Annotated in this window: 17 protein-coding genes; 8 read left to right on the forward strand and 9 right to left on the reverse strand. The window is 49.0% G+C overall.

Annotated features, from left to right (window positions below; genetic code table 11):
* Positions 1-5: 5 nt before the first annotated feature.
* Positions 6-410 carry a hypothetical protein gene (locus I4W93_RS07925; RefSeq protein ID WP_205309693.1) on the forward strand — a complete coding sequence of 135 codons (405 nt, stop codon included), beginning with the start codon at positions 6-8 and terminating at the stop codon, positions 408-410.
* A gap of 198 nt (positions 411-608) precedes the next feature.
* Positions 609-2,429 (forward strand): putative bifunctional diguanylate cyclase/phosphodiesterase, encoded by a 1,821-nt coding sequence (locus tag I4W93_RS07930; RefSeq protein ID WP_205309694.1) that lies wholly within the window; start codon positions 609-611, stop codon positions 2,427-2,429.
* On the opposite strand, the gene mgtE is transcribed toward I4W93_RS07930, so the two are convergent.
* Positions 2,426-3,769: a magnesium transporter gene (gene mgtE, locus I4W93_RS07935; protein ID WP_205309695.1), complete on the reverse strand. Its 1,344-nt coding sequence runs from the start codon at positions 3,767-3,769 to the stop codon at positions 2,426-2,428. The two genes, I4W93_RS07930 and mgtE, sit on opposite strands and share 4 nt — an antisense overlap.
* 182 nt (positions 3,770-3,951) lie before the next feature.
* Here mgtE and I4W93_RS07940 point away from each other — a divergent pair, with 182 nt between their 5' ends.
* Entirely contained in the window at positions 3,952-5,568 is a 1,617-nt protein-coding gene (locus I4W93_RS07940) for a BamA/TamA family outer membrane protein (protein WP_205309696.1), read from the forward strand.
* A gap of 1 nt (position 5,569) precedes the next feature.
* Here I4W93_RS07940 and mutM read toward each other — a convergent pair whose 3' ends face one another.
* The 5 genes from mutM to radC all read right to left on the reverse strand — a co-directional run bounded on the left by mutM (position 5,570) and on the right by radC (position 8,201).
* The gene (gene mutM / locus I4W93_RS07945) at positions 5,570-6,379 is read right to left on the reverse strand and encodes a bifunctional DNA-formamidopyrimidine glycosylase/DNA-(apurinic or apyrimidinic site) lyase (RefSeq protein ID WP_205309697.1); all 810 of its coding nucleotides are present in this window, start codon (positions 6,377-6,379) and stop codon (positions 5,570-5,572) included.
* A gap of 2 nt (positions 6,380-6,381) precedes the next feature.
* On the reverse strand, positions 6,382-6,864 hold the full coding sequence (locus I4W93_RS07950) for a hypothetical protein (protein WP_205309698.1): 483 nt from the start codon (positions 6,862-6,864) through the stop codon (positions 6,382-6,384).
* A gap of 95 nt (positions 6,865-6,959) precedes the next feature.
* Positions 6,960-7,115 carry a 50S ribosomal protein L33 gene (gene rpmG, locus I4W93_RS07955; RefSeq protein WP_008219722.1) on the reverse strand — a complete coding sequence of 52 codons (156 nt, stop codon included), beginning with the start codon at positions 7,113-7,115 and terminating at the stop codon, positions 6,960-6,962.
* Between the two features lie 10 nt (positions 7,116-7,125).
* Positions 7,126-7,362, reverse strand: coding sequence for a 50S ribosomal protein L28 (gene rpmB / locus I4W93_RS07960; RefSeq protein WP_040551802.1), 237 nt, complete (start codon positions 7,360-7,362; stop codon positions 7,126-7,128).
* A 164-nt stretch (positions 7,363-7,526) separates the two neighbouring features.
* Positions 7,527-8,201: a RadC family protein gene (gene radC / locus I4W93_RS07965; protein WP_205309699.1), complete on the reverse strand. Its 675-nt coding sequence runs from the start codon at positions 8,199-8,201 to the stop codon at positions 7,527-7,529.
* 82 nt (positions 8,202-8,283) lie between these two features.
* On the opposite strand from radC, the gene coaBC reads away from it, so the two are divergent.
* The 3 genes from coaBC to slmA all read left to right on the forward strand — a co-directional run bounded on the left by coaBC (position 8,284) and on the right by slmA (position 10,853).
* Entirely contained in the window at positions 8,284-9,495 is a 1,212-nt protein-coding gene (gene coaBC, locus I4W93_RS07970; protein WP_205309700.1) for a bifunctional phosphopantothenoylcysteine decarboxylase/phosphopantothenate--cysteine ligase CoaBC, read from the forward strand.
* Between the two features lie 47 nt (positions 9,496-9,542).
* Positions 9,543-10,001, forward strand: a complete 459-nt coding sequence (gene dut, locus I4W93_RS07975) for a dUTP diphosphatase (protein ID WP_205309701.1) — start codon at positions 9,543-9,545, stop codon at positions 9,999-10,001.
* A 261-nt stretch (positions 10,002-10,262) separates the two neighbouring features.
* Positions 10,263-10,853: a nucleoid occlusion factor SlmA gene (gene slmA, locus I4W93_RS07980; protein WP_205309702.1), complete on the forward strand. Its 591-nt coding sequence runs from the start codon at positions 10,263-10,265 to the stop codon at positions 10,851-10,853.
* A 27-nt stretch (positions 10,854-10,880) separates the two neighbouring features.
* On the opposite strand, the gene I4W93_RS07985 is transcribed toward slmA, so the two are convergent.
* Positions 10,881-12,857 carry a TonB-dependent receptor plug domain-containing protein gene (locus tag I4W93_RS07985; RefSeq protein WP_205309703.1) on the reverse strand — a complete coding sequence of 659 codons (1,977 nt, stop codon included), beginning with the start codon at positions 12,855-12,857 and terminating at the stop codon, positions 10,881-10,883.
* A gap of 57 nt (positions 12,858-12,914) precedes the next feature.
* Here I4W93_RS07985 and I4W93_RS07990 point away from each other — a divergent pair, with 57 nt between their 5' ends.
* Together I4W93_RS07990 and I4W93_RS07995 are read left to right on the forward strand one after the other, a co-directional pair.
* On the forward strand, positions 12,915-13,511 hold the full coding sequence (locus tag I4W93_RS07990) for a YfiR family protein (protein ID WP_205309704.1): 597 nt from the start codon (positions 12,915-12,917) through the stop codon (positions 13,509-13,511).
* 2 nt (positions 13,512-13,513) lie between these two features.
* On the forward strand, positions 13,514-15,124 hold the full coding sequence (locus I4W93_RS07995) for an ATP-binding protein (RefSeq protein WP_205309705.1): 1,611 nt from the start codon (positions 13,514-13,516) through the stop codon (positions 15,122-15,124).
* Between the two features lie 67 nt (positions 15,125-15,191).
* Here I4W93_RS07995 and I4W93_RS08000 read toward each other — a convergent pair whose 3' ends face one another.
* Positions 15,192-15,563 carry a diacylglycerol kinase gene (locus I4W93_RS08000; protein WP_205309706.1) on the reverse strand — a complete coding sequence of 124 codons (372 nt, stop codon included), beginning with the start codon at positions 15,561-15,563 and terminating at the stop codon, positions 15,192-15,194.
* A gap of 215 nt (positions 15,564-15,778) precedes the next feature.
* Positions 15,779-16,426 carry an orotate phosphoribosyltransferase gene (gene pyrE, locus I4W93_RS08005; protein WP_205309707.1) on the reverse strand — a complete coding sequence of 216 codons (648 nt, stop codon included), beginning with the start codon at positions 16,424-16,426 and terminating at the stop codon, positions 15,779-15,781.
* Positions 16,427-16,440 lie beyond the last annotated feature (14 nt).

Genomic DNA, 16,440 nt, shown 5'->3' on the forward strand with positions numbered 1-16,440 from the left:
TTATTATGAACCAGGCAAACCAACAAGAGTGGCTGTTATTGCAACGTAGCTTTGCCAGTTACGACAAACAGGCTATTTGGTTAAAAATTGTGGCGGTTGCAACCTGGCTATGCTTACTGCAAAGTACCGCGGGGCTGCAGCTGCAACTGGTTGCCATTGGTTTGTTTTGGCTGCATGAAATTATGCTCCGTGTCGTACAGCAGCGAACCGCCGAGCGCTTGTTGCAGCTAGAGCAAGCCAATGCGCAGCAAAGCGAGATTGCCATGCAGTGGCACACTTTGTGGCAGAGTCAGCGCGGTGGCGTGGCAAAATTACTTAGCGATTATGCAATACAATTAATTAAACCTTCAGTGGCTATTAGCTATATCAGCTTAATTATACTGAGCTTAGCGAAGTATTTTCGTTTTTAACGCGGAGCGCGTTATACCACATTGACCATAGTCTAATACAAAATTAACCATTCGCCGTTTGGTATTTCCATATTAAACGGTTACAGTAAAACGGTGTTCTCATTTTTTATGACATTACAACGATAAATGAAACCCACTTCCCTGCCGCAGTTAACCAACCCAACAGATTATTTCAATGAAATACGTCGGGATCGGCTTATGCAAATCTGTTTAGTTGCTGCTATTGGGCTATTAATTTCAACCAGTGTTGCCAGAGGCATCACCTTAATTATTTTTGTTAGTGGCTTTACCAGCTGCATGGTTGCACTTGGCTTTGCTTTTAAACGTTCTATTCTAACCTCAGCTTACATCTTACTTAGCGGTATGGCGTGCATGCTGTTTGCCTTTGCTTATACCGGCGCCGGACTATTTGATTTAGCAATACTGGGCTATCCTGGCTTGCTTATTATTGCCGCTCTGCTTGGTAGTGTTGGCGTATTTATCACGGTACTGTTAATTATTATCACTCAGTGCATCCTCCTTACCTGGCTCACTCTAAATCATATTATTACGCCTTATACACCAAGCCTGAGCTGGCCACATCTTGTCTTTATAGTGGTTATCTTCACTATTACCGGCTTTAGTGTGTATTTGTTGGTACGTGATATGAAACGACTGATGTTATCCCTGCAAGGTGAGAACATTAAAGTGCAACAAAGTAAGGCGCATATTCAACATCTGGCGCATCACGATACCCTGACAAATTTACCCAATAGATTGTTTGGCGAGCAGCTGTTTCAACAGTCACTGCTCGCCTGCCAACAGAAGCAGCAAAAGCTGGCGCTTTTTTTTATTGATTTGGATAACTTCAAGCCTGTAAACGATGCTCTAGGTCATGCGGCTGGAGATGAATTACTGAAACAGCTTGCTCTAAGGTTGAGCGCAATATTACCGCCAGAGCACTATCTTATTCGCTTTGGTGGTGATGAGTTTTTGGTACTGGCGCCCACAACAGTATCTGACCAACAGCAACTAGACGTACTAGCGGCAACATTGATACAGCAAAGTGCCTCGGTGTTTACCCTGCTTCAGACCCAAGTCGCTGTGTCCGCATCACTGGGTATTGCTTGCGCACCGGATGATGGCACCGACTTCAAACAATTATGCCGCAAAGCCGACATTGCTATGTATAAAGCCAAAGAAGATGGTCGCAACACTTACCATTACTACAATGACACCTTAGACCAAGCCAATAACGACAAATTTAAACTATTACAATTACTACGCCAGGCAGTAGCTGAGCAGCAGCTCTTGTTGTATTACCAACCTAAAATTTGTTTAAGTACTGGTAGCGTAACCGCTGTGGAAGCGCTATTACGTTGGCCGCAACCTGACGGCAGCATGATTAGCCCCGACCAGTTTATTCCGTTGGCAGAAAGTAGCGGTTTAATTAACCAACTAGGTAGCTGGGTGCTTCATCAAGCCTGCTCGCACTGTGCTCAACTACGTCAGCAAGGCTTCAATGCATTACGTGTCGCCGTCAACCTGTCCGTTGTACAGTTCAAAGATGGTCGTCTGCAATCGATAGTACAAGACGCCCTGAACGCCGCCGAATTGCCTGCCCAGGCGCTTGAATTAGAGTTAACAGAATCACTGCTGATTGATAACACCGACCACATTCAACGACAACTAAATGGCTTGAGCCAAATTGGCGTAACACTAGCCATTGACGATTTTGGTACTGGATATTCCAACCTGAGTTACCTGCGTAGTTTCAATGCCAGTACGCTGAAAATTGATCGCTCGTTTATTTCCAATCAAGCACAATGGCAAGCCAATGCATCACTGGTACAAGCTATTATTCAGATGGCCGCTAGCTTAGGTTTAACAACCATTGCCGAGGGGATTGAAAATGCAGAAATGGCACAGCGTCTTGCTGAACTTGGCTGCAATGAAGGCCAGGGGTATTACTGGTCACCGGCCGTGCCATTAGCACAATTACCTGCGTTACTGGCTAAGCTGCAACGCTTACAGAATTAAAGCCCCAAATACCAGGTAGCAATAGAAAAATACAACACCACGCCAGCGACGTCGGCGATTGAAGTAATAAGTGGGCCGCTGGCGGTGGCGGGGTCAAGTTTAAAACGGCTGAGTAAAAACGGCAGTGATAAGCCAATTAAGCTACCTGCCAATACCACCAGCATCATCGTCGCTGCCACCACCACGGCAATATCATAACCTCCGCGCCACCAACCCAGGCCCACTACCGCCGCTGCCATGGTTAACCCCAGCAAACCCGCTACCAGGCATTCCTTGCCCAACAAATTGCCCCAGTCACGCAGTTTTATCTCACCGGTCGCCAGCGCCCGCACCATTAACGTGCCTGACTGCGCGCCGGCATTGCCGCTGCTGCCAATTAACAATGGCAGAAAAAACAGTAAGGCTATATGGCTGGAAATAGTGCCTTCAAAGTGGGCAATACCGGCACCGGAAAAAATATTGCCAAACACCAGTATAACCAGCCATAGCACGCGTTTTCGGTACAACAAGCCAATACTGGCGTCTTTTACGCTGGTTTCCAGTTTGCCGATGGTCGCAGTTTTGTGAAAGTCTTCGGTAGCCTCTGCAGCGACCACGTCCATCGCATCGTCATAAGTCACTATACCGACCATTTGGTGCTCATTGTTAACAATTGGCAGCGCCAATAAGTCGTATTTGGCAATCAGTGCTGCTACTTCTTCCTGCGGCATAGCCACAGCAGCGTAAATAGGATCGTGGTTAATCAGTTCTTCTATTGGCATTTGCAAAGGCGCCAGAATAAGATCGCGCAGCGTTACCACCCCAATCAGTTGACGCGCCCCATCTACCACGTATGCCGAGTAGATCGTTTCTTTGTCCGGCGCTTCGCGGCGTAAAGAATCCAACGCTTGGGCAACGTTAAGCTCTTGCCCCAAAATGGCATAATCAGAGGTCATAATGGCACCAGCGGTACCCTCTTCATGCGAGGTTAGCCGCAGCAAGTCTTCACGTTCAGCCTGCGCCAGGGCCGGCAACAACGTTTCGCGCTGCTCTTCACTTAAGCGGTTAAATAAGTCTGCACGTTCATCAGACGACATCTGCCGAATAATCGGCGCCAGTTTGCGCCGGCTAATACTAATCGACAAGGCTACCTGCTCTTCTGCAGGCAAATAACCAAACACTTCGGCTTGTTCAGCCCTGGGGAAAACCGTTAGCAAGGTCCATAAGTCATTCGGTGCAAACTCGATCAAGGCACTGGCAAGGTCTGCAGGGTGCACGTCGTCTAGCTGCTCGCGCAATTGAGGTACGGTATTCGATTCCAGAGCACTGCGCAGGGTAGCAATCAGCGTGGGTAGTTCCATAGCGTAGTTCCCTTAGCAGTAATTAACATATTGCTGAATAAGTAAAAAATGATTGCTATTTTATAAAGCATAGCGGTTAATCTCAACTGAATATCGCAACCGGTCAAGATACTCAGCAGAGGTTAAGGCAACTTTAAGCAAGCTGATCTACACTCGAATTAGAACTGCAGATGGAGCCGTTAATGAAGATGAAGTTTAGTATAAACCTGTTTTTGCTGTTTACCGTACAGGTTTATGCAGACTGTCAACCTGTGGCTGAAAACCAGTTCCTAACTAAGGATACTGGTATAACTATCCGCAGTATTACTTATACGCCAAACAACATCTTTGATTTAGCAGACGAGAAATCATTCTGGTTGCACGAGTTCGCCAACTATACGCATACCGTGACAAAAACCTCGGTATTACAAGATGATTTGTTATTTAAAGCTGGTGATCCACTGCGTATTGACGTACTGGCCGAAACAGAGCGTTTACTGCGCAGCAGAAGATATATCCGCGAAGCAGAAGTTAACATTAGCCATTATTGCGCCGACGACAACAGTGTTATTGTTAATGTCAGCACCTGGGATAACTGGTCGCTGCTGCCAACGCTTGATTTCTCCAGCGAAGGTGGCCGCAGTAAAAGCGCTATCGGCTTTGAAGAGGACAACCTACTGGGCAGTGGTAACAGACTGAACCTGGAATACAAACACGACAGTGAACGCACCGGCATTGGTTTTATATTTTATTCACCGAATATGTTTGGCAGTTTTTGGAACAGCACTGTTGCCTATAGTAAAAACAGTGATGGTAACAATTATCAGCTTAGCGTTAACCGGCCGTTTTACCGCTTGTCGTCGCCTTGGGCATTAGGGTTCGAACTAGACCGTACGGCAGAAGATATCTATGAATACGACGCCGGTGATGAATACAACAGCTTTCAGCGCCAGCGCAATCATGCTAAAGCTGAGTTTGGCTACCGCTTACATCCTGAAAGCCATAACATACACCGGGTTAAGTTTGCGGCTGAACTTGAAAACGTTAAGTTTTATACCACTGAAAGTACCTTCTTCGGCATTCCGCCAGATCGCAATCTATCCAGAGTCTGGCTGGAATACGAAGCCATTCAGGCAGCATATAAAAAGCTGTTTAACATCAATTCGTTTAACCGCACTGAAGACTTTAATTTTGGCTGGCAACTCAATGCCCGGCTCGGCAGATACAGCAAAGGGTTGGGTGCTGACGAAGATGCATTGTTCTGGCATATAAGTGCTGCAAAAAACTGGCAGCTGGCGGCAGATCTTTACCTTTTATCAGACCTAAGCTGGCTGCAACGCCAGTTTAACCAACCACAATACCTGTTCAGCTCGCACTGGCAACTGATAAAACAGTTAGATGAATACCAGAGTGTTATAGGCAAGCTTACCTTGGATAAAGGTCACAAACTGTTCCGCGACGACCCCATATACATTGGTGGTGACGATCAGTTGCGTGCTTATCCCAGTTACTTTCGTAGCGGCGAAGCCAGGGCATTAGTCACTGCAGAGTACCGCCGCTATACCGACTGGTCGCTGTGGCAACTACTTGATGTCGCCTTTGCCGGTTATATCGATGCCGGTAAGGTTTGGCAAAATGCCGAACAAAATGCTAATACTGACGCCGGCAGTACCTTAGTGGGAGTGGGCGCTGGCGTTAGACTACTGTCAAATCACTCCAGCCGCGGTACGATGATCCATATTGATCTGACTAAGGCCATTACCGACAATGAAAATGTTAGTGGCGTTGAGTTACGTGTAACAGCAACCAGAAGCTTTTAACCTAATGCTGACATTGCGTACAATATACTGAACTGCGCTGCCCAAGCCGAATTTCAGTTAGCACCTCACCACAGCTAATACAGGGTTGGCCGCCACGGCCATACACCAACAACTGCTGGGCAAAATAGCCCGGCTTACCATCGGCCTGGCTGAAATCTTTTAACGTGGTGCCACCTTGTTCAATAGCAGCAGCCAGGGTGTTTTTAATTACCGGCAGCAGTTTTTCCAGTTGCTGTGTTGTAACCGCTTTGGCCGGTTTAGCTGGCAGAATGCCGGCTTTAAACAACGCTTCGTTAGCGTAAATATTGCCCACGCCCACCACCACATGGTTATCCATCAGCACCAGCTTGGCTGCACTGCCGCGTTTAGCAAAAGCTGCAGTTAAGTGTGCCAGGTTAAAGTTATCGCTAAGAGGCTCCGGTCCCAAACTGGCCAGCAACGGATGCACTTCGCCCTTTTGCTGCCATAGCACAGCACCAAAGCGACGGGTATCGTTTAACCTAAGTGCCAAACCACTGTTTAACACAAAATCAATATGGTCATGTTTGGTGGCCGGCGTATCAGCGGGTATTACCTTTAAATGCCCCGACATGCCCAAATGCAAAATAATGTCACCCTGTGGCAGCTGAATAAGCAAATACTTCGCCCGGCGGGTAACGGATAACACCGGCTGGTTGGTTTGCGCCATTACTTCGTCCGGCACCCACCAGCGCAACTGGCGCTGGCGAGCAATAACCTTTACTAACTGCTGATTTTCCAGGTATGGGCTAATGCCCTGGCGCGATACTTCTACTTCTGGTAATTCAGGCACGGTTACTCCGCTGTATTGACTAAAAACAATTGTGCTGCCTGGGCCGCACTTAGCTGATAAAACTGGCTCTGGCCGGCTTGTTGCAATAAAAACTGGCCGTTACTGGTATCCATAGCCGGATACAATAACCAAATCAGCGGTGCATTTTGCCCCACCAACTGTACGCTGGCCTGCGCTATCGGCACCCGGCTTTTATCCGCGGCTACCGACACTGGTGTCAGCAAGCTGTACTGCCAGGCAAGTGCCAGCTGAGTTGCGTCGACCTGCTTTTGTAGTGCCGGTTGCAATTGCCATTGTGGCCCGGCTTTTATTAAACGCTGGTCAGCAAAGGCGACCATTAATAGTTCAGTATCAAGCGGGATCAGTCGATGCTCTGGTGCATTCAATTGCTGCAAGCGCTGCGGTATACCGTATAAGGCAAACATCAAAATCAGCACGGCAAAAATTAGCACATTGTTCCAATTGCGGCGGGACAGTTTTAGCATGCTTGAGGCCAAACGTGATTAAACAACAGGGGCATAGTAGCTGAGGCAGGGTATAAAAAGCAAAAACCCGGCGTTGGCCGGGTTTCTGTGTTCGATTACTTGATTTTCGCTTCTTTGAAAATTACATGCTTGCGCACTTTAGGATCGAACTTTTTAATTTCCATCTTTTCTGGCATGGTGCGCTTGTTCTTCGTAGTTGTATAGAAGAAACCAGTGCCTGCAGAAGAGACTAAACGAATTTTATCGCGCATTTTCTATTCCTTACACCTTGTGACCGTTAGCACGCACTTCGGCTAATACCGCATCGATACCTTTCTTATCGATGATGCGCATACCACGGGTAGAAGTACGTAATGTAACAAAACGGTTTTCACTTTCAACCCAGAAACGGTGAGTTTGCAGGTTAGGCAGGAAACGGCGCTTAGTAGCATTGTTGGCGTGTGAACGACGGTTACCCACCATCGGACCTTTACCAGTTACTTGGCACACTCTAGACATGTCAATAGTTCTCCAAAATTTCATCAGCTCGAGCTGTCATCACCCTTCCGGCCAAGAAGGTTGCCCCAAAACAAGAGGGCGCAATTTATACACGAATAAACCGCCTTATTCAAGCGAAATCTTTCACCCGCGCGCAAAGATCCGGCTAGGATCTCTGCAGATCTTCACAGCCAGCCACGCTCTGCAAAGGAGATCACATCAGCATCGCCCACAATAAAGTGATCCAATACCTTGATATCTACCAACATTAGCGCCTGAACTAAGCGTTCAGTAATCGCTTTGTCCGCCCGGCTAGGCTCGGCCACGCCAGATGGGTGATTGTGCGCCAGAATAACAGCGGCGGCATTATGCGCTAAAGCCTGTTGAACTACAATACGCGGATACACCGGCGAAGCATCTATTGTGCCGGAAAATAAAGGCTCTGCTTTGATCAACCGGTGCTGGCTATCTAAATACAGCAGTAAAAACACTTCGCGTTGCTCCGCGCTAATAGCATGTTGTAAATAGCGTTTTACGGTGTCGGGCTCGCTAAACACGGTATCGCGCTGCATTTGCTGCTGCAAATAGCGCTTACTTAGCTCCAATACCGCCTGCAACTGCACAAATTTAGCCTCGCCCAAACCTTTGGCTGCGCAAAAATCGTTTTGGCTAGCACCCAGCAAGCGTCGCAATGAGCCAAACTGGTTTAATAATTGCCGCGCTAACGTTACCGCATCAGTGCCAGCAATGCCGGTGCGTAAAAAAATCGCCAGCAGCTCTGCATCCGACAGCGCCATAGCGCCTCTGTCGAGCAATTTTTCCCGCGGCCGCTCAGTGGCGGGCCAGTGTCGAATACTCATACAATCACTCCCTGAATTGATGCTGAATTTGTGTTTCCATGCTATCTTAGCGCCAGTTTTTTCCACTTCCGGTGGCTTAGTTATGCAGCAAACGCTTGCCAATAAACGCATTTTACTCGGTATCAGCGGCGGTATTGCCGCCTATAAAAGTGCTGACTTAGTGCGCCGCTTAAAAGAGCGTGGCGCCGATGTGCGGGTTATTTTAACCGACGCCGCCCAGCACTTTATTACGCCGCTTACGCTACAAGCCTTGTCCGGCAACCCGGTTAGTACTAGCTTGCTCGACCCGGCTGCCGAAGCGGCCATGGGCCATATCGAACTGGCAAAGTGGGCCGATATCATACTTGTTGCCCCAGCCAGTGCCGATGTTATTGCCCGCATCGCGCACGGTTTAGCTAACGATTTACTGACTACCTGCATTTTGGCTAGCAGCGCCCCGGTTGCAGTAGCACCGGCAATGAACCAGCAGATGTATAAAAACATAGCCACTCAACAGAATTTAGCCAAGCTTAGTTCATATAATTTTTACATTTATGGCCCTGGGGTCGGTGATCAAGCCTGTGGCGATACCGGTGCAGGCCGCATGCTGGAACCGTTACAGCTAGTTGGCTCAGTAGAAGAACATTTTTTAGCTGAACAGCAACTTAATAACATTAAAATCACAATTACTGCTGGCCCCACCCGTGAAGCAATCGATCCGGTACGTTATATCTCCAACCACAGCTCCGGCAAAATGGGCTTTGCTTTAGCCGCCGCGGCAGCTGCTATGGGCGCCGACGTTACCTTAATAAGCGGCCCGGTGCACTTGACTACACCAGCCGGCGTTAAACGCATAGACGTTACCAGCGCGCAGCACATGTTTGACGCAGCCCTGGCACAAGCGACACAGAGCGATGTTTTTATCGGTTGTGCAGCGGTAGCGGATTACCGTGTGGCAGAAGTTGCCGGCGAAAAAATGAAGAAACAAGGCGATAGCGCACTTGAACTAAAGCTGGTGCAAAACCCGGATATTATTGCCAGCGTGGCGGCACTTTTACAAAACCGGCCTTTTACCGTTGGCTTTGCCGCGGAAACACAAAACCTGCTGCAATACGCCAAAGACAAGCTGGTGCGTAAAAAGCTCGACTTAATTTGTGCTAATGACGTATCCAAGGCTGAGCACGGCTTTAACAGCGACAACAATGCTGTCACCTTGCTGTGGCACTCTGGTGAGCTGGCGTTGCCAGCCCAAGCTAAGGCCAGCTTAGCCAAAGCGATATTGCAGCATATCCACAGCCAACTTAGCGCCAACTAATTATCGTTAGAATACTAATTACCGTTAACATAAGAGTTAAGCCGTAAATGAAAAAAGCCATTGATTTAAAAATCCTCGACCCACGTATCGGTACAGAATTTCCACTGCCGGCCTATGCCACACCAGGCTCTGCCGGTTTAGACTTGCGTGCCTGCTTAGATACCACGCTAAGTTTAGCGCCAGGTGAAACGGTATTAATTCCAACCGGCTTATCCATTTTTATTGGCGATGCGAACCTGTGTGCAACCATCCTGCCGCGCTCTGGCCTGGGCCACAAGCACGGTATCGTGCTGGGTAACCTGGTTGGCTTAATCGACTCGGATTATCAGGGGCCGTTAATGGTATCAATGTGGAACCGCGGCAACGACAGCTTTACTATTGAGCCGGGTGATCGCATCGCCCAACTGGTGTTTATGCCGGTAGTGCAGGCAGAATTTACTATCGTGGATAGCTTTGAGCAGACAGCGCGCGGCGAAGGCGGCTTTGGCCATTCCGGCAAAGCCTGATTGCTAACAACATATACTGAAGTTTAACAGTGCCGAAGGCCGGTGTACTCGCAGGTAAAACATATTTTACCTGTCAGGCTAATGCGCCTGCAGACAGCAATACTCTCTGCACCGGCTTCAAGGTTCACATCCCTGTGCCCTCTCAGCCTGCGCGGCATCCATGCCGCTGTTACGAGAGCACGCTGTCTGCCAGCGCCCGATATACAGCTGCCAACAACTTTAGCAGTAAACGTACAAGTTAAATTGAATACAGGACACCCAATGCCGGCACCACGCAGTACAAACCGTAAAGAAGATATCCTGCAAGCCCTGGCTGCTATGCTGCAAAGCAATAACGGCCAACGTATTACCACGGCAGCACTGGCAGAAAAAGTCGGTGTTTCTGAGGCCGCGCTTTACCGGCATTTCCCCAGCAAAGCGCGCATGTTTGAAGGCTTAATCGAGTTTATTGAAGACACGCTACTATCGCGCATTAACGTGATTCTGGATGAGCATAAAGACACCGCCAGCCGCACCGAACTTATTTTGCAGCTGATATTAGTGTTTGCCGAGCGCAACCCGGGCATTTGCCGCATATTAACCGGTGATGCACTGCAGGGCGAGCAGGAACGCTTGCAAGAACGCGTTGCTCTGTTATTTGAAAAGCTGGAAACCCAGTTAAAGCAATGCCTGCGTGAGCGTAAGCTACGTGAGGGGAAAGGCTTTAGTATCGACGAAGGCGAGCTGGCCAACCTGCTGCTGGCCACGGTAGAGGGTAAACTCAGCCAGTTTGTCCGCTCTGGTTTTACCCGGCTGCCAACTCAGCACTGGGCCAATCAGTGGGCTAGCCTACACAGTGCATTATTTGGTTAGCCGGTATCACTGTAACGGCACCCTGAACTACCAGTCCCAATTCAACTCCAGCTTAAACCAGCGCTGCGAGCGGGCCGGAATAGTGTTGATACGCTGGCCAACAAATTCTGGCTGATAAATCGCTTCATCTAGCAGGTTGTATAATACCGTTTGCACCGAAGTCCCCGCCGGTGCCTGTGGCCATATTGCCTGTAACGGCAAGCGCCAACTCAAATTCACCAGCCAGTAAGCATCAGCGGCTGGGTTAAGTGCCTGCCTTGCAGGGTTGCGCACGGCGATATCAGCGGCTTTACCGACATATTGTGCCTGCAGATTAACCACACCATAAGGTTCGGCCGCGTTATATTGTAAGGTAGATTTAAATAACCAATTTGGCACCGTGGTGAAGTCATCCTGCGCATTAACTTTATTTTTTTGGTAGGTTAGCGCCGAATCAAACGACCAACGCGCCGGCCATTGCCGGGTCCACTCCAGCTCTGCGCCTGTTAGCTGCATAGTGCCGCGATTAACAAAATCAATCACATTGTCAGCCGCCCGTTGCCGGCTAATCAGCTGCTTCGCCTGGCTGTCGAACAATGTCAGGCTCCATTTTTGTCGGCTGCTTTGATATAACAACTGCAGATCAGTAGTATCTACTGTTTCTGCCGTTAACGCAGGATTACCTCTAAGCCCGCCAGTGATATCGCCATCAGCGTTACGTAAGATCAGCGAAAAGTCGGTTTCAACACCGTAAGGGTCACGATACGCTTGCGCCTGTAACAGTTTGACATGCCACTGCGGATTAAGCTGCCACACTATACCTGCTCGCGGCACCCACTCGCTGTTGCCACGTTGGCTGTGATTAAATTGTGTGCCCAGCGATAACTTTACTGTCGGTAATACTGCCCAATCAGCTTGCAGAAAGGCCGTATCGCGCCGGTTGCGGGTTTGCGGCACCGGGGCTGCTGCCAGGCCGGCTTCTGTACCAAAGCGCTGCCACCATAAAGCACCACCTGCTTGCAGCGCCAACACTTCAGACGCCTTCCAGTGCTGATTCAATTCGATATAACGCTCCGTGGCGTAAGCGTCGTAGTTATAGTGACTAAACTCCATCCGCGCAATGCTAATGGCAGAGTCCAGCCAAAACCGTTCAGATTGCTGCCATTGGTTGCTTAACGTTAACGCATGCCGCTGACCTTTTTCCTGCCGCTGTCCTGGGGCTACCGTGCCAGCCCAACTGGTGCTGGCCCCAAAAAAATCTTGCTCACTTTGCAGGCTAAGTGCATCCAACTGCCAGCTGTTGTACGTCACACTGGCATAGATGCCGCTGTTTTTCTGGCCATAATCCATCTCGTCATACTGGCCGTTGTTATCAAAAGAGCCAAACCGCCAGCCATCCTGCTGGTTTAGCTGTACCGCCAGCTGTGCCCGCCAGGCAGACTGCTCGGTTGTTAATGCCAAAGCGGCACTGCCGTAACCCGCCTGCCCCAACCCAAGCTGAGCCCGAGATCCATTTTTGCTGCCAGTTACCAGATTAATCACGCCGCTAAAAGCGTTAGAGCCATACAGCACCGAGCCGGGGCCACGAATAACCTCAACTCTATCCAACGCCAGTATTGGAAAAGCATTGTAAATAGCAAAGTTAATACCACCGGAATAACTTTCACGTAGCGGCTTGCCATTAAGCAGGATCAAAACATGGTTGTCGGCATGTGTTAACAAGTCACCCCTTACCGCACTGACATTATTCGGGAAGAAATGCGAACCGCTCATATAGAAACTGGTTACTTGTTCTAGCAACTGATACAGGCTGCTGGCACCGCTATTGCGGATCTGCTCGGCGCTTAATACAGTAATAATGGCCGGCGCTTCCTGTACCGTTTGTTGGTAGCGACTGGCCGTGACCACCGGCTGATTTAACAATTGCTCCAGGCTCATATCAAACAGCTCATCAGCTGCTTGAGCATGCGCCCACTGGGGCAACATGATAAAAAAACCAATAAAAATCAGGCGGGAATGCGACATAATTAAAGTGTCTGTCTAAACTAGAGATCTGTTCGAGTGTAGGAATCGATCCAGCAGATGGCAAGTAAACCGACCACGATTTTAATCTGGCCATACAAACTGTTAACGCTATGTCAACGCAGCTTAATGTTGTGCCTAGCCGCCATCATGCTGGCATCACCAAGCCACGCCTTATCGGCGCAACAACCCGACGCCGAGCGCTTTGCCACGTTACAGGCCGCTTACGTGTTTAATATTGCCAAGTTTTTTCAATGGCCGGCTGATACCCTCAGCCAGCACTTTACCCTATGCCTGTTTGGCGACGCCAAACTGCCATTAATGCAAAAGCTGCAGCAAGGCACACAAAGCCGCGTCTTGCACCAATTGCCCGTACAAGTGATTCATTTAAGTGGCCAAAGCCTGACTGCTGCACCGGTCGATTGCCATATTTTGTACCTGGTACAAGCCCCCAACGAACAACAATTACAACAGCTACAACAGTATGGTGACCGCGTATTGAAAATAACCGCACCCAATGTCAGCAGCGATGATTTAGCCTTAATCGAACTGGCACTAGAGCAAAACCGTTTGGTGCTCTATCTGAACGCCGCAGCGTTGTCCCGTTCAGAACTAAAAGCCAGCCCATCATTTTTGTCCGTCGCTAAGCAGAGGTAGTCATGGCCAAACTGTCGTTTCATCAAAAAGTGTTTTTGGCGATATTACTCACCTCTGTACTGCTGTTGATTTTGGTGATGCTACCTATTATCTGGAGCAGTGGCAGCCAATATCGGCAGCATCTGCAAGTGCAAACCGTAGCGCAAGGCAGAATGCTAGCTTCTATGAGCACGGCCAGTGTAATGTTCGAGCAACCCGAAGTGGCTACCGCTATGCTGGCAGCATTAAAAGAGCAACCTGATGTTATTGGTGCCCAGTTATACCGCCTGAATGACGACAGCAGCTCATTGTCACTGTTTGCCTTTTACGGGCACACGCCACCCGCCACGCTGTTGCAACCCCCCATAAGCGGGGCGCAATTTACTGCTCAGCAGTTGCAATACAGCACCGAGGTGCAATTAGACGACAATATCATTGGTTACCTGCAACTGCAGTTGAGTATGCAAGGCCTTACCACACGGGTACGCCAGCTGCAATGGACATTCGCTGGCGCTTTGTTAATTGCTATATTGCTGGCCGGCTGGCTGGCGTTAATTGCCAGTCGCTCTGCGTTAAAGCCATTGCAGGAACTTAAACTTGTTACCAGCTCTATCGCCAACACCAAAGACTACAGCCGCAGAGCCCAGCTGTTACAAGATAAAGACTTACATGATGTTATTCAGTCGTTTAATAGCATGTTGGATGTCATAGAGCAGAAAAACCGCATTCAGCAATTAAAAGAGCAAGAGGTGCTGGAGCTGAATAAAACCCTGGAAGAAAAAGTCAACCAACGCACCAGCGAGTTACAACACAGTATTACTGAGCTGGACCAGGCGATTTCACACCTGAAAACCACTCAAAGTAAACTGGTTGAACAGGAAAAAATGGCCTCTTTAGGCAGCCTGGTCGCCGGTGTCGCGCACGAAATTAACACCCCGATTGGCGTCGCAGTTACCGCGGTAACACATTTATCTTATCTAACCGACCAGCTCTGTAGCTCATTAGAAGAGGGGCACCTGAGTAAAGCGGTATTTGTGCGTATTACCCACGAGCTGATTGAAGCCGCAGCGGTGATACATAAAAATCTGGAGCGCGCCGCCGAGCAAATCCGTAGCTTTAAACTTATTGCAATTGATCAGTCCAGTGAAGAGGCAAGACATTTCAACCTACTGGATTACATGCAAAATGTTGTTTTGTCGTTGTCACCTAAACTGAAAAAAACCCAGCATAAAATCAAACTTGAAATTGCAGCCGATATTGAATTGTTTAGTTTTCCCGGCATATTCTCGCAGATCTTTACTAACTTGATTATGAATTCATTGATCCATGGTTTTGTTGAGAAAATTGACGGCGAAATCTGCATTCAGGCCGCAATACAAGATGGCTACCTGCACTTGAATTACTATGATAATGGCAGGGGCATTGCGAAAGAAATCAAGCCGAGGATATGGGACCCGTTCGTTACCAGCAACCGCGGAGGCGGCGGCAGTGGCCTTGGCACTTATATTTTGTATAACCTGATCACGCAGGGTTTAAACGGTCGCATTGATCTTATCGATGATGTGCAGACAGGCGTACATTTTGCCATGTTGCTGCCGCTGGTCACTGAGCCGGCCATACAACATCCGTCTTAGCGAAGTAGTTAGCATGGCATGCTATAGCGTCAGGGATTAGGCAATGCTTTCATTAATTAAGCCAAGTTCAGACAAAGCGCTCGTACAGCGCAGCGCCCCATACCAGCGCCACAATCACTAAACTAACAAACACCGCCGCCGAGCCCATATCTTTAGCCCGGCCAGACAACTCGTGCCGCTCTAAACTTACGCGATCAGTTAGCGATTCAATGGCGGAGTTCAGTAACTCCACAACCAACACCAAACACCATACGCTAACCAACAGCGCAAACTGGCTGACAGAATTCGCCAACCAGGCCGCTAGCGGTACAGAGATAACGGCGAGAGTAGTTTCCTGGCGAAAGGCCGACTCATGCTTCCAACTGGCAGCAAAGCCTTGCATTGAACATTTTGCTGCTTTAATAATGCGGCCTAAACCGACACCGTTTGGCTTTAACATCTGTTTGTCCTTGCTCCACTGTGTATCTTCGGCCTGCCACTAAAATATCAGGTACAGGGTCAGGTGTGCTTTCGGAACAGCGGCATGGATGCCGCGCAGGCTGAGAGGGCACAAGGATGTGATCCTTGAAGCCGGTGCAGAAAGCATTTCCTGACACTGTACCCTGCTCCAGCTCTTTGCTGCCTGACACTTCGCTCTCTGGCTACCGTTGTGCTTTAAGCATTAACACCGTACTGCGCCCGGTAAGCTTTCACGGCTTCCAGATGCAGCGCCATTTCCGGCTTATCGGCTAAATAGCTGATCAAATCCGGCAGGCTGATAATCGAGATGACTTTGGTATTAAAGTCACGCTCTACTTCCTGAATTGCCGACAACTCACCCTGGCCGCGCTCTTGCCTATCCAGTGCAATTAATACCCCGGTAAGCTCAGCTCCCTGCGCCTGAATTAACTGCATCGATTCACGGATCGCGGTACCGGCAGTGATAACATCATCCACCAGCATAATGCGACCCTGTAACGGCGAGCCGACTAAATTGCCGCCCTCACCATGGGTTTTCGCTTCTTTGCGGTTAAAGCAGTACGGCACGTCACGGTTATAATGGTCCGCCAAGGCTACCGCCGTAGTAGTGGCAATAGGGATACCCTTATACGCCGGGCCAAACAGCACATCAAACTCAAGGCCACTGTCTTGCAGCGCCGCCGCATAAAAACGGCCCAGCTTGGCTAAATCGCCACCGCTGTTAAACAAACCGGCATTAAAAAAGTACGGGCTGGTGCGGCCGGATTTTAGTGTAAAACTGCCAAACTTAAGTACCTGACGCGACAGCGCGAATTCAATAAAATCAATTTGAAATTGTTTCATAGCCTGCTCTTTAC

Origin of the sequence: Rheinheimera maricola (genome assembly GCF_016918075.2) — a bacterium.
Lineage (GTDB): Bacteria > Pseudomonadota > Gammaproteobacteria > Enterobacterales > Alteromonadaceae > Alishewanella > Alishewanella maricola_A.

Bases quoted from the DNA above. Each gene is read 5' to 3' on its own strand.
- I4W93_RS07985 (WP_205309703.1), bottom strand. From the start codon at position 12,857: ATGTCGCATTCCCGCCTGATTTTTATTGGTTTTTTTATCATGTTGCCC.
- rpmB (WP_040551802.1), bottom strand. From the start codon at position 7,362: ATGTCTAGAGTGTGCCAAGTAACTGGTAAAGGTCCGATGGTGGGTAAC.
- I4W93_RS07995 (WP_205309705.1), top strand. From the start codon at position 13,514: ATGGCCAAACTGTCGTTTCATCAAAAAGTGTTTTTGGCGATATTACTC.
- I4W93_RS07930 (WP_205309694.1), top strand. From the start codon at position 609: ATGCAAATCTGTTTAGTTGCTGCTATTGGGCTATTAATTTCAACCAGT.
- dut (WP_205309701.1), top strand. From the start codon at position 9,543: ATGAAAAAAGCCATTGATTTAAAAATCCTCGACCCACGTATCGGTACA.
- coaBC (WP_205309700.1), top strand. From the start codon at position 8,284: ATGCAGCAAACGCTTGCCAATAAACGCATTTTACTCGGTATCAGCGGC.
- pyrE (WP_205309707.1), bottom strand. From the start codon at position 16,426: ATGAAACAATTTCAAATTGATTTTATTGAATTCGCGCTGTCGCGTCAG.
- I4W93_RS07925 (WP_205309693.1), top strand. From the start codon at position 6: ATGAACCAGGCAAACCAACAAGAGTGGCTGTTATTGCAACGTAGCTTT.
- rpmG (WP_008219722.1), bottom strand. From the start codon at position 7,115: ATGCGCGATAAAATTCGTTTAGTCTCTTCTGCAGGCACTGGTTTCTTC.
- mgtE (WP_205309695.1), bottom strand. From the start codon at position 3,769: ATGGAACTACCCACGCTGATTGCTACCCTGCGCAGTGCTCTGGAATCG.
- slmA (WP_205309702.1), top strand. From the start codon at position 10,263: ATGCCGGCACCACGCAGTACAAACCGTAAAGAAGATATCCTGCAAGCC.
- I4W93_RS08000 (WP_205309706.1), bottom strand. From the start codon at position 15,563: ATGTTAAAGCCAAACGGTGTCGGTTTAGGCCGCATTATTAAAGCAGCA.
- radC (WP_205309699.1), bottom strand. From the start codon at position 8,201: ATGAGTATTCGACACTGGCCCGCCACTGAGCGGCCGCGGGAAAAATTG.
- I4W93_RS07940 (WP_205309696.1), top strand. From the start codon at position 3,952: ATGAAGATGAAGTTTAGTATAAACCTGTTTTTGCTGTTTACCGTACAG.
- I4W93_RS07990 (WP_205309704.1), top strand. From the start codon at position 12,915: ATGGCAAGTAAACCGACCACGATTTTAATCTGGCCATACAAACTGTTA.
- I4W93_RS07950 (WP_205309698.1), bottom strand. From the start codon at position 6,864: ATGCTAAAACTGTCCCGCCGCAATTGGAACAATGTGCTAATTTTTGCC.